A 15,531-nucleotide genomic window follows, 5' to 3' on the forward strand; every position below is an offset into this window, starting at 1 on the left:
TGACACCAAGAAGTCATGAACCCGATCCCCATGACACCGGCGAAGCCCGAGCTCCGGTTGCCGCCCGAGGTGGTGGCCTGGCGGGGCCAGCAGCTTCTCGGGGCGCGGTTCCCCGAGGGCGTCGCAAGCGAGCTTGCGGGCGACGCGCGGGTGGACCTGCATGCGCTGCTGGGGCTGGTCGACAAGGGGTGTCCCCCGGAACTGGCGGCTCGCATCCTCTCCCCCGTCCCGGACCCGGTGACACAATGACGCTCGTGAAGCCCATGAACGGTGAGGCGACCCTGCTGGACGCTGGCGAGTCGTGGGTGGAGGCCCTCGACGACCCCGGCCCGCAGGGGCATGCGGCCAGACAGCATCTCCATGAGCTGCTGCTGCGCGCCACCCGCCACCAGGTGTGTAGACTGCGCGACCAGCTTCCCGGCGCCGGCATCCAGGATCTCGAGGACCTCTCGCAGCAGGCCGCGGACGACGCGATGGTCGCCGTGCTCGGCAAGCTCGGAACCTTCGAGGGACGCAGCCGCTTCAGCACCTGGGTGTTCAAGTTCGGCCTGCTCCACGCCGGTGTCGCGGTTCGCCGACAGGCGTGGCGTCACCGTGAGGTGGGGCTGCCCGACACTCTGGTGCTGGTGACAGGAACTGCGACTCCGGCCTCCGAGGCCGAGGGCCACGACCTGGCGCGGGCGCTGTCGTCGGCGATCGCCCGGGACCTCACCCCCCATCAGCGCCACGTGACGCTCGCGCTGCTGGTCGACGACGTGCCCATCGATGTGCTCGCCGACCGCCTCGGCACGACCCGCAATGCCCTCTACAAGACCCTGCACGACGCCCGCCAGCGCCTGCGCGCCTCGCTCACCGAGCGTGGATTCCTCGACCAACTTCCCCGCCGGAGCACGCGATGACCGCCGCCGCAGACCTCACCCCAGAAGCCGTCCGCGCGTTGCTGGCGGACACCGAGCCCTATCTGTCCTGCGACGAGTGCTTCGCCCGCATCGACGAGTACGTCGAGCGGAGGGTGTCCGACCGCGGTTTCCGCGACGATCGACTGGAGACGCACTTGGCCGGGTGCGGGGTGTGCGCCGAGGAGGCCGCCGCCCTGGAGGAGTTGCTGCGCGGCTGACTGACCCACCGGGCGATTCGCCAGACCGGGCCCGGTGGAAGGATGAGGCCCATGGCCACACTGCTGCCGATCGTGGACGACCCGTCCCACGGCCCCTGTGTGCGCCGGGTGCCGATCTTCGCGCAGCTGACGACCCCCCAGCAGGACGCGGTGGCCGCCTTCGCCCACTCGGTCGACGTGCCACGAGGAGCGCTGTTGCACCGGGCCGGTGAGGCCAGCCGGGCGCTGTTCGTCGTCCACCGGGGGAAACTCAAGGTGACCCATGTCGCGGCGAGTGGCCACCAACGGGTGCTGCGGGTGGCTGGACCGGGTGACGTGGTGGGCGAACACGCGTTCCTGACCGGCGAGCCGCCCGGGTACGAGGTCGAGGCCCTGTCAGCGGCACGGGTCTGCGCGTTCGGGGCATCGGACCTGGCCGGACTGGTCGCGCGGTACCCCGCGATCGCGGCGGGCATGTTGCGCTCACTCAGCCAGCGGTTGCAGGACGCGGAGCGCCGGTTGACCCAGACGTCGGTGGACGTGCCGGTGCGATTGGCTGCCTTCCTGCTCGACCTGCCAACCGTCCCCTCTGGCGGTGGGGTCGGTGTGGTGCTGCCTTGGCCCAAGAAGGACGTCGCCTCCTACTTGGGCACGACTCCGGAATCGTTGAGTCGGGCGCTGGATCGTCTGCAGCGAGATGGGGCGATCCGAGTGGAGGGCGCTGCGGTCGAAATCATGGATGCGGACGCCTTGGAAGCTCTGGTGGACCCCCAGTCCTAGCGAGCATCGGCCGCCCCAAGCTGTCCGGGTCAGGTGCGTCTCGTGCCCATCGTCACTCCGCCGCAATGGCCTCCAGCACGTTCGTTCGCGCGGCTTGGTGGGCCGGCCACAGCGCGGCCAGCACCCCGACCACCACGGCAGCGACCAGGAACCAGGTCAGCTGTCCGGCGGGAATCCTGAGCAGGGTGATGCCCTGGTCCTCGGGGAGAACCCGTTGCAGGACGATCCCGAAGATGGTGCCCAGCACGATCCCGATCACGGCGCCCAGCAGGGCGATCACGACCGACTCCAACGCGACCATGCGTCGCACCTGCGCCCTGGTCAGGGCAATCGCCCGCAGCAGCCCGATCTCCCGGGTGCGTTCGACGATGCTGAGCCCCAAGGTGTTCACGATGCCCAGCACCGCAATCACGATGCTCAAGGCGAGCAGGCCGTAGAGCAGCGCCATCGTCTGGGACAGGTTCGCCAGCATCTGGTCGGTGTACTCCTGCAGGTCCATCACGCTCACCAGCGGCATGTCTGCCACGGCACGGTCGAGCGCCGTGCGAGCGGCTGCCGCATCGGCCCCTGGTTTGAGGTAGATGCCCAGGTACACGTCATTGCGGCCCAGGCCCAACTCCTCCAGCGTCGAGGTCGAGACCCACGTGTCGACGATGGTGGTTCCGGTGCCCTTGGAATAGATGCCCACCACCGTCATCTCCACCGTCGCCTGCGCGTCGCGTGAGTACAGGGTCACCGTGGAGCCGACCCGTAGCTTCTCCTTCGTCGCGGTCTCCTCCTCAACGATGATCTCTCGGGGGGCGCTGAACATGCGGCCGCTGGTGATCGTCTGGGTGAAGACCTTGTTGAAGGACGTGGGCTGCATACCGCCGACGGGCTGTACGTAGCGGCCGGCCTTGTCCCCGAGCACGTCCGCTGGCGGGACTTGTTGGCCCGGTGGCACGTGGTAGAACAACCCGAGCTTCATCTGGTGGACGGCCTGGACCTCGTCCACGGCGGCGACCTTTTCCGCAACCTGCGCGGGGAACTCCTTGAAGCCCTGTTGGCCGATGATGTAGTCGCCGCGAACCGTGTTCCTCACCTGGTCGACGACAGATGCACGGGCGGACTGGCCGAAGATCGCGATCATCGAGACCAGGGTGAGTCCGACCATCAACGCCGAGGCTGTGGCGGCCGTGCGGCGGGGCTGACGCAGCGAGTTCAGTGCCGCCAGCTTGCCCACCTCACCGAACGCGGAGCGGTAGAGCTTGCCGACCAGCCACACCAGCGGCTTGCCCAGCAGCGGGGACGCGATGGCCACGCCGACCATCTCTGCGGCCATGCCTGCGCCGGCCCAGACCATCGGTTCCGGCAGTTTCACCGTCAGGGCGAGGACGATGAGGACGGCTCCGACACCGGCGAGCACGACCCCCACCAGGGCCCGTCGTCCCAGGCCCTTGTCGGGCTCGGTCTGTGCGGCCGACATCGCCTCGATCGGTGCGATGTGGGTGGCCCGCCGGGCGGGTATCAGTGACGCCAGCAGCGTCACGACGATTCCGGTCGCCAGCGCCGCCACGATCGCGGTGGTGCTCAGCGAGGCCCGGGCGGGACCGATGTCCCACATCACCTTCATGCCCTGTTTGATGACCATTGCGAGGCCCACGCCGGCGAACAGGCCGATGCCTGAGCCGATCACCCCGAGGACGAGCGCCTCCGCCAGGACGGTGCCCATGATCTGGCGCTTGCTGGCTCCCATGGCCCGGAAGAGAGCGAGCTCCTTGGACCGCTGCGCGACGAGGATGGTGAACGTGTTGACGATCAGGAAGCTGGCCACCAGCAGGGCTACGCCGGCGAAGATCAGCAGGAAGGGTCCGATGAAGCCCATGGCCGCTTGGATGGACGACTCCTGGGCGTCGGCGGCCACCTGACCGTCGCGGGCCAGGTACCCGGTCGGCAGCAACTTCTGGATCCGTCCCGCGGTGGCTGCGCGGTCGGCGTCCTGGGCGGTGACGACCCAGATACCGGTATAGGTGTCGGCTCCGTCCAGGAAGATCTGTTGCGCGCGGTGACCGGTGAAGAAGACGTAGGTCGCTCCAGCCGTCGAGCCATTGCCGAAGGTGGCGGTGCCCACGACCGTGACCTCGATGGTGCCCGCATTGGGCGTGATCACCTTGACCGCGTCGCCGAGGCCGTGGCCCGACCTCGCCAGGGTGTCAGGATCCATGGTGATCTCGTCGTCGGACCGCGGCTCACGGCCGCTGAGCAGGGTGATGCCGGGCTGGCCGCCCAGGGCCGGGAGGGTTCCCCAGTTGAAACCCATCTGCGGTGGCCCCACGCTGACGAGTGCCTTGCCGGAGGTCGCGATCACGATCACACCGGTGCCGTAGATCGACCCTTGGGCCTCCTGGACACCCTCCACCTGCTTGACGCGCTCAATCACAGCCGGGGTGATGCCGCTGGTGGCGGCATTTCCGCCTTGCACCGAAGCACCGGGATCCTTGGCGACGTCAACGTCGGAGATGGTCGACGAGATGATGCCCTTGAACGAGTTCATGATCATGTCGGAGAAGACGAACGAGCCCGACACGAACGCGACTCCCAGAATGATGGCCAGGGTCGACATTGCGAGCCGCAATTTCCGGGCCCACAACGAGGTGAAGCTTGCCTTCCACATGTCAGACACTCACCGGCGTGGGATCGAGGTCGGAGGGCGACTGCGGAATGCTCGCCCGGTCGATCCTGCGGGGGTCAAGGTGAGCCATGGTCGTCATGACGATCTCGTGGGTCGGGTGCGAGACGTCGTCAACGATGCGACCGTCGGCGAGGAAGAGCGCCCGGTCGGCATAGGAGGCCGAGTAGGGATCGTGGGTGACCATCACGACGGTTCGCCCCAGGTCGTCGACCGCGCGGCGTAGGAACTGCAGGATCTCGACCGCGCTGACGGAGTCCAGGTTGCCGGTGGGCTCGTCGGCGAAGATGATGTCGGGACGACCCACCAACGCTCGGGCGCAGGCGACACGTTGTTGTTGGCCACCGGACAGTTGTGACGGCTTGTGCGTCAGTCGATCGGCGAGGTCGACCGCTCGCAGAACCTCGTCGTACCAGTCCGGGTCGGGCTTACGGCCCGCGATGGCGAGGGGCAACAGGATGTTCTCCCGGGCCGTGAGGGTGGGGACGAGATTGAACTGCTGGAAGACGAAACCGATCCGCTCGCGACGCAGGCGGGTGAGGTCGCGGTCCTTGAGGGTGGCGACGTCGGTCTGGCCGATGAGTGCCCGTCCTGAAGTGGGTCGATCGAGGCCAGCGATGCAGTGCATCAGTGTTGACTTCCCCGAGCCGGAAGGGCCCATGACTGCGGTCAGCTGGCCCGGCATGATCTCGACGGTGATGTCGTTCAGCGCGACCACTTGTGCGTCGCCTGTTCCATAGATCTTGCTGAGATGTTCGACGGAGGCGGCCGGTGCGGCTGTGGTACCCCGCGGGGCAGGGACGTTGGATCTCATGGCGCAAATCTCGTCGGCGTTCGAATGTGCGTCCATGCCCATTGAGCGATGCGCTCAACCGTCACCGCTCACGTTGTGAGGAACCCCTCATCAAACGCCCTGAACCACCGCAGGGTCATGTACCGGGCACCGGATGAGGCAGTGCGCGCCTGCACGAGGCAATGTGCCACACACATGACCATCGAAAGCAGTTCAAGGGGTGGCGGAACCGTCCGCAGTTTGGACCACGAAGTTTCACCATTCATAGTTCTTCGTGATACTGATCCGACACTGCCGAGCACTTACTCGGCAGTTCGATTCCTGACGTGGCCAGAGTGCCATGCCGACAGTGAAGGAGTGGCCTTGAGCCCCTCTACTCCCCACAGTGGCCAGCCGCCGCAATCCCCCCAGCAGCCGCAGGGAGGATTGCCCCCGCGCCCGCCACAGGGTTACGCGCCAAACCCCCTGGGACAAACGCAGCAACAGTTCCCCACCTACCCGCCGGCCGCGGGCCTCCCTCGCCCGCAACAGAATTTCCCCCAGCAGCCGAATATGGGGATGCATCCCGGGCCATATGCGCCCCAAGCGCCCGTGCTCCAGCCCCCGACGCCGCGGCAGTGGTTCAAGAAGAAGAGGTTCGTGATCCCCGGTGCCCTCGTCGCCCTCGTCATCATGGGCCAAGCCATCAACGGGGGCGGGAGCACCCCCGCGACTGGCGAGACTGTCGTGGTGACAAGCACTGTCACCCAAACTGCATCATCGAGCGCAAGTAGCGTCAGCGCCCCGACCAGCGCTGCCAAGGTGGCCACGACCAAGCCTGCAGCGGAGAAGGCGCCTGCAACCACGAAGAAGCCGGCCACGGCGCTGCCAGCCGGCGAGCAAGCCTTCATCGCTGAGATCGAGGCCGCCAAGCAACGCTATGCCGATGCGGCCACGGATCTGCAGCGTTCCCAGGCCATGCGTACACGCAACAAGAACCTGGTGAAGACACTTGGCGGACGCGAGGTGACTCGCTGGTCAGGGACGATCAAGCGGGTCGGCGCAAATGGCGAGGGCAAGGCTTACGTCGACATCGAGATCGCAGACGATGTCGTCATGGGCACGTGGAACAACGCGTTTTCGGACGCCTCTGACGGGACCCTGATCCCAACATCAAGCCCCTTCTTCGAGGATCTGGTGGCGCTCGCTCCGGGTGACAAGGTCACCTTCAGCGGACCCTCTTCAGGGACGATGACGCCACGCTGCGAACGATGAACATCACTGAGGCTGGCTCGGTGCTTCGGCCCGAGTTCCTGATGGATTTCAACTCCATCAAGAGGGCCTGAGGGCAGACGCCCATCGAATCATGAGGAACACGCGGCAGGCTCGCATCTGGCCCAGTTGGACCGTGCCGAATAGACTGGGGCCTCCACACACCCAATGAGGTCGGATGGCTCTCTGTCGTATGCCCGCACCATCGTGCCGTCGGCCGCAGCCTCTCCCGAAGATGCTGACGGTTGCGTTCGTCGTCGGTCTGACCTCGTTGCTGGGTGGCTGCAATGTGCGCTCGGTGGGTCTTGCCGGTATCGGTGTGGATGCCCATGGGTCACCGGTCGGCTACCTGCAGGTGTGTGAGAATCACGTCGACGGCGCCACGCTGTACGTCAGCGACGAGGACCAGACAGGGAGTTGGCAGGCCTCATCTCCCGTGACGGACTTCGTCAGGTGGTCTCTGTCCGCGCCAGGGCCCGGTTGGACGATCGATCGGGCCTTGGGCGGGCTCAAGCCTGGTGTGGACTACACCTTCTATGGTTGGACCACCGACAACACGTCGTCCGCGTCTGGGGTGACCTTCACCACCGCGGACCTGGCGCGTCTCAAGCCCGGTCAAGTCATGTACGAGGGCGGCACCAACGCCTCCACGACCGAGGACCTCACGACCATCAGTGGCGAGGACGAGTTCCGCGCCATTGCTTGCGCTTAGCGCCCGAGAAAGGACTCCGGCTCCCATCGCGCCCAGGGGTGCACATCGTGCGACCACAGTGTCGTGCTGATAGGCCCACCCGCTTTCGAGCGCCGGAGCGTCCGGGCCTAGCGTGTGATCCATCACATTCAGGGGGCGGGTCCGCCCATCGCAAGGGGAACCATGAAGCGGCGGGATCGCGACACGACCACGACGAGGCCACGCTTCGGCACTGGCTTCTGGATAGGTCTCGGGGTCTTGGTGCTGGTGTCCTTGCTCGGACTGATCGACGGCGTCGGCGGATCGGTCGGGTTCGCCAGCGCGTTCCTTGCTCTGACCCTCCTGTGGCACTTCGTGGTCGGGAAGTCCTGGCTGTCTGCCCTGTTTCCGCTGCGGAGGAAGCAGGCCCTCATCGGGATCCCGATCAGCGTGGTGCTGATGGCGGTGGGCATGGCTTCCGCGCCCGCAAGTGAGACCACTCTCGGCGTCCCGACAACCACCCGGACATCGTCCACGGCGTCGAGCCCACAGAACTCGACCTCGGTGACAGGGTCCACGCCAACCCCGAGTCATTCCTCGTCCTCGGGCCCATCCGAGAGTGGCTCCTTGTCGCCCACCCCCAGCGACTCCCCCGCCCCGATCCCCTCAGCCACGCCGACACCAACGGCGGCGCCCACCACGGTCAAGGACCAGAGCACCGCCCTGGCGTTGCTCGCGACCGTCCCGATCAAGGGCCGGGCCCCCAGGACCAACTACGACCGGGACCTTTTCGGGCAGGCCTGGTACGACCTCGACCGCAACGGCTGTGACACCCGCAACGACATGCTGCGCCGCGACCTCGTCAAGGTCACGCTCAAGGACGGCACCCGCGGTTGTGTCGTCCTGACCGGAACCCTGTCCGACCCGTACACGGCGACCTCGATCCCCTTCGTGCGGGGGCAGGGAACCTCCACCATCGTCCAGATCGACCACGTCGTCGCCCTGGCTGACGCCTGGCAGAAGGGTGCCCAGCACCTCAGCATCGAGAAGCGGGTGTCGTTGGCCAACGATCCGCTCAACTTGCTGGCGGTCTACGGTCCGACCAACCAGTCCAAGGGTGATGGGGACGCTGCGACGTGGCTGCCGCCGAACAAGTCGTTCCGGTGTGCCTACGTGGCGCGGCAGACGGTGGTCAAGGCCAAGTACGGGCTGTGGATGACCCAGGCCGAACACGATGCGGTCGCACGGATCCTGGCTGGTTGCCCGAACCAGCCCATCCCGAACGCGACACTGCGACCCTTGGTGAGGGTCACGGCGAGTATGACCCCGAAGCCCACGGCCCCCAAGCCCACGGTGAAGGCGACCACCCAGGCCCCCAAGCCGGCTCCGACCAGCACCGAGCCCAAGGCAGACGTCTACTACAAGAACTGCAGCGCTGCCCGCGAGGCGGGGGTGGCACCGATCTACGTCGGCCAGCCGGGCTACCGGTCCGGCTTGGACCGCGACCACGACGGCGTCGCCTGCGAGTGAGGATCGACCTCAGCGGTCGACGCGCGCGCTGCCCCCACCGGCGAGCTTGATGACCTCCGCCTTGGTCGCCATCGAGGTGTCCCCCGGCGTCGTCATGGCCAGCGCGCCATGGGCGGCGCCGTACTCCACGCACGTCTGCAGCGGCTCACCCGTGAGCAGTCCATAGACCAGCCCGGACGCGAACGAGTCCCCACCGCCCACCCGGTCAAGGATCTCCAGGTCCTTGCGGTCGGCGGCCTGCACCAGACCCGAGTCGCGCGACCAGGCGATGGCGCTCCAGTCGTTGCGGGACGCGCTGGTGACGCTGCGAAGCGTCGTGGCGATCACCTGGAAGTTGGGGTACTCGGCGGCCGCGGCCTCGATCATCGTCGCGAACCCCTCGATGGGCAGCTCGGTGAGGTGCTCGTCGACGCCCTCGATCTCGAATCCCAGGGAGGCAGTGAAGTCCTCCTCGTTGCCGATCATGACGTCGACATACGTCGCGAGTTCCCGGTTCACCGACCGCGCGCGGTCCTGGCCGCCGATGCTGCTCCACAGGCTGGGCCGGTAGTTCAGGTCGTAGGAGACGATCGTGCCGTGTTTCTTGGCGGCTGCGAGTACGGCTGCGGCGGTCTCGGCGCTCTGCTCGCTCAGGGCGGCGAAGATGCCACCGGTGTGCAGCCATCGGACGCCGCTGCGTCCGAACAACTCGTCGAGGTCGAGATCGGACGCCTTCAGCTGGGAGACGGCGGTGTTGCCCCGGTCGGACACACCCTTGGCCGCGCGGACGCCGTAGCCGCGTTCGGTGAAGTTGAGGCCGTTGCGGGAGCGGCGTCCAATGCCGTCGCTGGGCACCCAGTGGATGAAGGAGGTGTCCACCCCGCCGGCGAGCATGAGTCCTTCGACGAGGTGGCCCACCTCATCGTCCACCAGGGCGGTGAGCGCGGCGGAGCGGAGGCCGAACACGCGCGACAGCCCGCGGGCGACGTTGTACTCGCCGCCCCCCTCCCACGCGGTGAAGGTGCGGGCGGTGCGGATGCGGCCCTCACCGGGGTCGAGTCGCAGCATGATCTCGCCGAGGGAGACTGCGTCGTAGCGGCAGTCCTCGGCGGGACGAAGGGTCAGCGTGCTCATGGTGGCTCGGCTCTCAGGTCGTGGCGGGGGATGCGATGGCGACGGCCTCTGCCGTCAGGCGTGAGATGGCCTCGAAGTCACCGGCGGCGATCAGCTTGGGGCTCACCATCCAGGAGCCTCCGACGGCCGCGACGTTCGGCAGGGCGAGGTAGTCGGGGAGATTGTGTTGGTCGACTCCCCCGGTCGGGACGAACCGGACGCCCCCGAACGGCGAGGCGAACGACTTGAGCGTGGCGACGCCGCCGAACTGGCCGGCGGGGAAGAACTTGAGCGTGGTGAGACCGAGAGCCAGCGCCGCCATCACTTCCGACGGGGTCACGACGCCGGGGAAGATGGGCAATCCACGTTCTCGCGCCCGGACGACCACCGATTCGAGGAGTCCGGGTGAGACGAGGTAGCTAGCGCCCGCATCGGCGGCGGCGTCGACTTGGTCTGGGGTGACGACGGTGCCAGCGCCCACGAGCATGACGTCACGGCGGGCCATCATGCGAAGTGCTTCGAGGGCGGCGCTCGTGCGCAGGGTCACTTCGGCGACGGGGAGGCCTCCGGCGATGAGGGCCTCCGCCAGTGGCTCCGCGTGCGCGGCGTCCTCGAGGACGACCACCGGTACGAGTCGTTGGGGGAAGGTGACCAGATCGGGCATGAAGTGTCTCTTCCTCAGTGAAGCGCGTGGACGATCACTGAGACCCTACGGGAGCTCCGTGGGCTCATGGTGGAGATGGTCGTCGCCAATGACCGCTCCGACTGCGGAGTGACGGCCCGACAGGGCAAGGGAAGCCGTTCGGCCCGAGCTCACACCGGTCACCCGTAGTTCTCGTGACCGCTTCCCCGCGCACCCAAGACGCTGAAGCCCGCCGTCGCCTCATCGAGCCGACGGACGGCGTCCGCACCCAGCACGACGTCGGCAGCGGCGAGGTTCTCCTCGAGACGATGCAGCCTGCGGGTCCCGGGGATCGGCACGATCGACTCGTGCTGGGCCATGAGCCAAGCGAGCGCGACCTGTGCGGGAGTCGCCTTGGCGTCACGTGCGACCTCGTTGACCAGATCGACGATCGGCTGGTTGGCCACCAAGGCTTCCGGGGTGAACCGGGGGAACCGGCTGCGGATGTCGTCGGCCCCGAAGGTCGCGGTCGAAGCGACCGTACCGGTGAGAAAGCCCTGGCCAAGAGGGCTCCACGGTACGAAGCCGATGCCGAGCTCGATGCAGGTCGGCAGCACCTCCGGCTCCGGGTCGCGGGCCCACAACGAGTACTCGTTCTGGACCGCGGCGACCGGCTGCACGCTGTGGGCGCGGCGGATGGTCTCTGCTCCGGCCTCGGAGAGCCCGAACGCGAGCACCTTGCCCTCGTCGATGAGCTCCTTGACGGTGCCGGCCACCTCTTCGATCGGTACGTTCGGGTCTACCCGGTGCTGGTACAGCAGGTCGATGTGGTCGGTACGAAGCCGACGCAAGGACCCCTCGGTCGAGCTGCGGATGAGTTCGGGGCTACTGCTGATCGACCGTTGCCGCGGGTCGTCAGGGTCGATGTCAAAGCCGAACTTGGTCGCGATCACGACCTGGTCGCGAATTGGTTCGAGCGCCTCACCAACGAGGTCCTCGTTGGCGAACGCTCCGTACACCTGCGCGGTGTCGAAGAGCGTGACACCCAACTCGTGCGCTTTCCGCGTGAAAGCGATCAGCTCCGTCCGCTCCGGCGACGGGCCGTAATTCGTACTCATCCCCATGCAGCCGAGGCCGATGGCGGAGACCTCGACGCGGCCCAGCCTGCGTGTCTTCACGTGTATGCCCTTCTCAGACGTCGAGCGTGCGGCCGGACAACCACGTGACCATGGCCGGGTCGCGGTGGTCGAAGAACTGGCTCGCACCGGTGTCGAGGGCGGCGATCGAGGCCATCTCGTCGGTGGTGAGCTCGAAGTCGAACACGTCGAAGTTCTCCGCCATGCGTTCGGGACGCACTGTCTTGGGGATCACGACGACCCCTCGCTGGATGAGCCAGCGCAGCACGACCTGGCCGACCGACTTGCCGTGCCCCTCGGCGATCGCGGCCAGCGTCGGATTGGTGAACAGGTCGTTCTTGCCCTCGGCGAACGGGCCCCAGGACTCGATCTGTACGCCCACGGACGCCATCAGCTCTTGGTCGGCGACCCGCTGGTGGAACGGGTGGGTCTCGACCTGATCGACGGCGGGTACGACCTCGTTGTGCGAGATGAGGTCGACGAGCCGGTCGGGGTGGAAATTGGAGACGCCGATCGCGCGCGACAACTTCTCTGCGTTGATCTTCTCCATGTCACGCCACGCCCCGTACACGTCGCCGTAGGGCTGGTGGATGAGGTAGAGGTCGACGTAGTCCAAGCCGAGCCGCGCGAGTGACCGCTCGAAGGCGGCGCGGGTCTTGGTCTCGCCAGCGTCCTGGATCCAGAGCTTGGTGGTGATGAACAACTCCTCGCGCGGGATGCCGCTCGCGGCGATCGCGCGGCCGACGGCCTCCTCGTTCAGGTACGACGCCGCCGTGTCCAGGGACCGGTAGCCCGCGGCGAGGGCATCGGTGACTGCCTTCTCGCAGTCAGCCGGGTCGGCGATCTGGAAGACGCCGAAGCCGAGGATCGGCATCTCGACGCCGTTGTTGAGGGTGACAGTGCGCATGCTGGGTGTCCTTCGTCCTGTACGGAATGGATGCAACTCCCATTCGACCCTTCCCCGCGCGTGCGGGGAAGGGTCTGGCACACCACGCACCAGCAGTACCTGTTCCACGCAACCCTTCGCGATTAGCCTCGAGGAGTGGACAACCGTCGCGAGATCAGCGAGTTCCTGACCAGCCGCCGGGCGCGGGTGCGCCCGGAGGACTCAGGTCTTCCGGCGCATGACGACCGACGCCGAGTCCCGGGGCTCAAGCGCGAAGAGGTGTCTCTGCTTGCCGGGGTCAGTGTCGACTATTACGCGCGCCTCGAGCGCGGCCTGCTCAGCGGTGTTTCCATGTCCGTGCTGGACGGGATCTCCGACGCCCTGAAGCTCGACGAGGCGGAGCGTCAGCACCTGCGCGACCTGGCCGCCGCGGCCGCCGAACCCGAACGCAGGCTGCGCACCCGCGTCCCCAAGTCCCCCACGCTGCGGCCCAGCATCCGCGCGCTGCTGAGCGGGATGACGAAAGTACCTGCCTACGTACGCAACCAGCGGTCCGACATCCTGGCCGCAAACGACCTCTGCTTGGCGCTGTACGACGGGATCCTGGACGAGCTGCCGCTCAACCTCGCGCGATTCGTGTTCCTCGACGGCCGGGCGCATGGCTTCTTCCTCGACTGGGACGACGTCGCCGACGGCACCGTCGGTGCGCTGCGCACCGAGGCCGGACGCAACCCCATGGACAAGCCCCTCACCGACCTGATCGGCGAACTCATTGCGCGTAGCCACCCCTTCGCCACGAAGTGGGCTCAACACAACGTCCGCCTGCACCGCACGGCCACCAAACACCTGCACAACTCGGTCGTCGGGGACATCGAACTCACCGGCGACGCACTCGACCTGCCCGGCGAGGGTCTGACGATCGTCGCCTACACCGCCGCCGCGCGCAGCGCTGCCGAGGAGCAGCTCGGGTTGCTTGCCAGCTGGCGGGGAACCACGGCTGCGTCCAGCGTCTAGTGGTCCACCCTCATGCCGAAGTGACTCACCGGTAGTACGTGGGTCGGCGCGTCACATAGTGCTCCTCGAGAGCGCTGATCTCGTCGTCGGTCAGAGCTATGTCGAGGGCGGCGACCGCGTCGGCGAGGTGCTGGGGCTTCGTCGCGCCGACAATCGGGGCGCTGACGACCGGGTGCTTGAGCACCCATGCCAGCCCGATCTGCGCCATGGACACGCCACGGGCCTGGGCGACCTTCTCGACGGCGTCGACGATGTCCTTGTCGCTGTCGAGGTGGAGCAGGTTGCCGTGCTGGTCGGTCTGGCGGTTCTCCGAGGAGCGTCGGGTGGAGACGTCCCCCCAGGGGCGAGCCACCTTGCCGCCGGCCAGCGGGCTCCACGGGATGCTGCCGACGCCTTGGTATGCGAGCAGCGGCAGCATTTCCCGCTCCTCCTCGCGGTGGAGGAGGCTGTACTGGTCCTGCATCGAGATGAACCGCGTCCAGCCGTGCAGGTCGGCCGCGTGCTGCATGGTCGCGAACTGCCAGGCCCACATCGATGAAGCGCCGAGGTAGCGCACCTTGCCCGCCTTGACCACGTCGTGCAGGGCCTCCATCGTCTCCTCGATCGGAGTCTCGGGATCGAAGCGGTGGATCTGGTAGAGGTCGATGTAGTCAGTGCCGAGTCGCCGCAGCGATGCATCCACCTGCTCCATGACGGCCCGCCGGGACAGGCCTCGCCCACCCGGGCCCTCGTACATCGGCTGGAACAGCTTCGTCGCCAGCACGATGTCGTCACGCGAGGTGTACTTCCTGAGCGCGCGTCCGACGATCTCCTCAGAGGTGCCGATCCCGTAGATGTTGGCCGTGTCCCAGAACGTGATCCCCAGCTCGAGAGCCTGACGGAAGATCGGTTCGGCCGCCTCGTCCCCCAGCGCCCACGTCGCCCGTGTACCGTCGCCGAAGCTCATGCACCCCAACGCGATCCGGCTGACCCGAAGCCCCGAAGACCCCAGACGAACCTGTTCCATGACCGTTCCCTTCGCTGAACTGCCACCATCCAACGCCGCTGGCCGCGGACGGGGAAGGCACTGTCAGTACCTGCCAGCCGCATCAGAGCACGGCTAGGTTCGAGTCGTCGCGGCCGGCCCGCGCGCAGTCGAATCTCCCATGGACAGGACCCCTCGCATGTCCACTTGGTTCATCACCGGGTGCTCCACAGGTCTCGGGCGCCAACTCGCCGAGGCTGTCCTCGTCGCCGGCCGACAGGTCGTCGTCACCGCACGCAACCTCGCCGATGTCGACGACCTGCTCAGCCGCTACCCGGGCAACGCCTTCGGCATCTCCCTGGACGTCACCGAGGTGGCACAGATCGACTCCGCGGTCCAGTCGGGCATGGAGCGGTTCGGCCAGATCGACGTCCTCGTGAACAACGCCGGGTACGGCTACCGGTCCGCCGTCGAGGAGGCGCCGACCGCCGACGTGGCCGCGCTGTTCGCGGCCCACTTCTTCGGGCCGGTCAACCTCATCAAGGCCGTCCTGCCGGGAATGCGGGCGCGCCGAGCCGGCACGATCGTGAACATCTCGTCCATCGCGGTGCGGATCACGCCCGCCGGTTCCGGTTACTACGCGGCCGTCAAGGGTGCACTCGAAGGCCTGTCCGGCTCGCTGCGCAAGGAGCTCGAGCCGCTCGGGATCTCCGTCATCGTCGTCGAGCCCGGAGGTTTCCGTACGGACTTCGGCGGACGTTCCCTCAAGCAGTCGCCGGAGCCCATCGACGACTACGCCGAGACGGCCGGCAAGAGGCGCAAGGAGAACGATACGTCCAACCCGAACCGCGGCGGCGACCCCGCCAAGGCTGCCCAAGCGATGATCGCGGCTGTCGAGAGCCACAACCCGCCGGCGATCCTCGTCCTCGGCTCACCCACGGTCGACATGTTCCGTGTTGAGCTCGACGCGCGGCGCGCCGAGTTGGACGCTTGGGCCGAAGTCAGCAGCAGCACGAGCGTGTAGGCCTT

At 67.2% G+C, this 15,531-nt stretch carries 17 protein-coding genes; 9 read left to right on the plus strand and 8 right to left on the minus strand.

Features of this window, described 5'->3' with window-relative positions; all coding sequences use genetic code 11:
* The first annotated feature begins 15 nt into the window (after positions 1 to 15).
* From QQZ11_RS11425 to QQZ11_RS11440, 4 genes are read left to right on the plus strand one after another with little or no spacing between them, the layout of a single operon-like run.
* Positions 16 to 249 carry a hypothetical protein gene (locus QQZ11_RS11425; RefSeq protein WP_284550497.1) on the plus strand — a complete coding sequence of 78 codons (234 nt, stop codon included), beginning with the start codon at positions 16 to 18 and terminating at the stop codon, positions 247 to 249.
* Positions 250 to 263: 14 nt separating this feature from the next.
* Entirely contained in the window at positions 264 to 899 is a 636-nt protein-coding gene (locus tag QQZ11_RS11430; protein WP_245558894.1) for an RNA polymerase sigma factor, read from the plus strand.
* On the plus strand, positions 896 to 1,117 hold the full coding sequence (locus QQZ11_RS11435) for a hypothetical protein (RefSeq protein ID WP_284550498.1): 222 nt from the start codon (positions 896 to 898) through the stop codon (positions 1,115 to 1,117). Before QQZ11_RS11430 ends, QQZ11_RS11435 begins: the two co-directional genes overlap by 4 nt.
* Before the next feature lie 51 nt (positions 1,118 to 1,168).
* Positions 1,169 to 1,876, plus strand: a complete 708-nt coding sequence (locus QQZ11_RS11440) for a Crp/Fnr family transcriptional regulator (RefSeq protein ID WP_284550499.1) — start codon at positions 1,169 to 1,171, stop codon at positions 1,874 to 1,876.
* Positions 1,877 to 1,928: 52 nt separating this feature from the next.
* Here QQZ11_RS11440 and QQZ11_RS11445 read toward each other — a convergent pair whose 3' ends face one another.
* Both QQZ11_RS11445 and QQZ11_RS11450 read right to left on the minus strand, forming a co-directional pair.
* Positions 1,929 to 4,529, minus strand: coding sequence for an ABC transporter permease (locus QQZ11_RS11445; protein WP_284550500.1), 2,601 nt, complete (start codon positions 4,527 to 4,529; stop codon positions 1,929 to 1,931).
* Position 4,530: 1 nt separating this feature from the next.
* On the minus strand, positions 4,531 to 5,358 hold the full coding sequence (locus QQZ11_RS11450; protein WP_284550501.1) for an ABC transporter ATP-binding protein: 828 nt from the start codon (positions 5,356 to 5,358) through the stop codon (positions 4,531 to 4,533).
* A 618-nt stretch (positions 5,359 to 5,976) separates the two neighbouring features.
* Here QQZ11_RS11450 and QQZ11_RS11455 point away from each other — a divergent pair.
* Together QQZ11_RS11455 and QQZ11_RS11460 are read left to right on the plus strand one after the other, a co-directional pair.
* Positions 5,977 to 6,591, plus strand: a complete 615-nt coding sequence (locus QQZ11_RS11455) for a hypothetical protein (protein WP_284550502.1) — start codon at positions 5,977 to 5,979, stop codon at positions 6,589 to 6,591.
* A gap of 232 nt (positions 6,592 to 6,823) precedes the next feature.
* Positions 6,824 to 7,300, plus strand: a complete 477-nt coding sequence (locus QQZ11_RS11460; RefSeq protein WP_284550503.1) for a hypothetical protein — start codon at positions 6,824 to 6,826, stop codon at positions 7,298 to 7,300.
* A gap of 128 nt (positions 7,301 to 7,428) precedes the next feature.
* Here QQZ11_RS11460 and QQZ11_RS11465 read toward each other — a convergent pair whose 3' ends face one another.
* Positions 7,429 to 7,836: a hypothetical protein gene (locus QQZ11_RS11465; protein WP_284550789.1), complete on the minus strand. Its 408-nt coding sequence runs from the start codon at positions 7,834 to 7,836 to the stop codon at positions 7,429 to 7,431.
* A 49-nt stretch (positions 7,837 to 7,885) separates the two neighbouring features.
* On the opposite strand from QQZ11_RS11465, the gene QQZ11_RS13685 reads away from it, so the two are divergent.
* The gene (locus QQZ11_RS13685) at positions 7,886 to 8,788 is read left to right on the plus strand and encodes a GmrSD restriction endonuclease domain-containing protein (RefSeq protein ID WP_446698850.1); all 903 of its coding nucleotides are present in this window, start codon (positions 7,886 to 7,888) and stop codon (positions 8,786 to 8,788) included.
* A 9-nt stretch (positions 8,789 to 8,797) separates the two neighbouring features.
* On the opposite strand, the gene QQZ11_RS11480 is transcribed toward QQZ11_RS13685, so the two are convergent.
* From QQZ11_RS11480 to QQZ11_RS11495, 4 genes are all read right to left on the minus strand, one after another.
* Positions 8,798 to 9,901, minus strand: a complete 1,104-nt coding sequence (locus tag QQZ11_RS11480; RefSeq protein WP_284550504.1) for a sugar kinase — start codon at positions 9,899 to 9,901, stop codon at positions 8,798 to 8,800.
* Between the two features lie 13 nt (positions 9,902 to 9,914).
* Positions 9,915 to 10,544, minus strand: a complete 630-nt coding sequence (gene eda / locus QQZ11_RS11485) for a bifunctional 4-hydroxy-2-oxoglutarate aldolase/2-dehydro-3-deoxy-phosphogluconate aldolase (protein ID WP_284550505.1) — start codon at positions 10,542 to 10,544, stop codon at positions 9,915 to 9,917.
* A 158-nt stretch (positions 10,545 to 10,702) separates the two neighbouring features.
* Positions 10,703 to 11,680: an aldo/keto reductase gene (locus QQZ11_RS11490; protein ID WP_284550506.1), complete on the minus strand. Its 978-nt coding sequence runs from the start codon at positions 11,678 to 11,680 to the stop codon at positions 10,703 to 10,705.
* A 13-nt stretch (positions 11,681 to 11,693) separates the two neighbouring features.
* Positions 11,694 to 12,545, minus strand: a complete 852-nt coding sequence (locus tag QQZ11_RS11495; RefSeq protein WP_022910254.1) for an aldo/keto reductase — start codon at positions 12,543 to 12,545, stop codon at positions 11,694 to 11,696.
* 135 nt (positions 12,546 to 12,680) lie between these two features.
* Between QQZ11_RS11495 and QQZ11_RS11500 the strand changes: the two genes are divergently transcribed.
* Positions 12,681 to 13,538: a helix-turn-helix transcriptional regulator gene (locus QQZ11_RS11500; protein WP_284550507.1), complete on the plus strand. Its 858-nt coding sequence runs from the start codon at positions 12,681 to 12,683 to the stop codon at positions 13,536 to 13,538.
* Between the two features lie 25 nt (positions 13,539 to 13,563).
* Here QQZ11_RS11500 and QQZ11_RS11505 read toward each other — a convergent pair whose 3' ends face one another.
* Positions 13,564 to 14,544 (minus strand): aldo/keto reductase, encoded by a 981-nt coding sequence (locus QQZ11_RS11505; protein ID WP_284550508.1) that lies wholly within the window; start codon positions 14,542 to 14,544, stop codon positions 13,564 to 13,566.
* A gap of 157 nt (positions 14,545 to 14,701) precedes the next feature.
* On the opposite strand from QQZ11_RS11505, the gene QQZ11_RS11510 reads away from it, so the two are divergent.
* Entirely contained in the window at positions 14,702 to 15,526 is an 825-nt protein-coding gene (locus tag QQZ11_RS11510; protein ID WP_284550509.1) for an oxidoreductase, read from the plus strand.
* Positions 15,527 to 15,531: the final 5 nt, after the last annotated feature.

The sequence above is a fragment of the Aestuariimicrobium sp. T2.26MG-19.2B genome (assembly GCF_950101875.1).
Lineage (GTDB): Bacteria > Actinomycetota > Actinomycetes > Propionibacteriales > Propionibacteriaceae > Aestuariimicrobium > Aestuariimicrobium kwangyangense.

Coding starts and splice junctions, on each gene's coding strand:
- QQZ11_RS11425 (WP_284550497.1), top strand. CDS start 16: ATGAACCCGATCCCCATGACACCGGCGAAGCCCGAGCTCCGGTTGCCG.
- QQZ11_RS11430 (WP_245558894.1), top strand. CDS start 264: ATGAACGGTGAGGCGACCCTGCTGGACGCTGGCGAGTCGTGGGTGGAG.
- QQZ11_RS11435 (WP_284550498.1), top strand. CDS start 896: ATGACCGCCGCCGCAGACCTCACCCCAGAAGCCGTCCGCGCGTTGCTG.
- QQZ11_RS11440 (WP_284550499.1), top strand. CDS start 1,169: ATGGCCACACTGCTGCCGATCGTGGACGACCCGTCCCACGGCCCCTGT.
- QQZ11_RS11445 (WP_284550500.1), bottom strand. CDS start 4,529: ATGTGGAAGGCAAGCTTCACCTCGTTGTGGGCCCGGAAATTGCGGCTC.
- QQZ11_RS11450 (WP_284550501.1), bottom strand. CDS start 5,358: ATGAGATCCAACGTCCCTGCCCCGCGGGGTACCACAGCCGCACCGGCC.
- QQZ11_RS11460 (WP_284550503.1), top strand. CDS start 6,824: ATGCTGACGGTTGCGTTCGTCGTCGGTCTGACCTCGTTGCTGGGTGGC.
- QQZ11_RS11480 (WP_284550504.1), bottom strand. CDS start 9,901: ATGAGCACGCTGACCCTTCGTCCCGCCGAGGACTGCCGCTACGACGCA.
- eda (WP_284550505.1), bottom strand. CDS start 10,544: ATGCCCGATCTGGTCACCTTCCCCCAACGACTCGTACCGGTGGTCGTC.
- QQZ11_RS11495 (WP_022910254.1), bottom strand. CDS start 12,545: ATGCGCACTGTCACCCTCAACAACGGCGTCGAGATGCCGATCCTCGGC.
- QQZ11_RS11505 (WP_284550508.1), bottom strand. CDS start 14,544: ATGGAACAGGTTCGTCTGGGGTCTTCGGGGCTTCGGGTCAGCCGGATC.
- QQZ11_RS11510 (WP_284550509.1), top strand. CDS start 14,702: ATGTCCACTTGGTTCATCACCGGGTGCTCCACAGGTCTCGGGCGCCAA.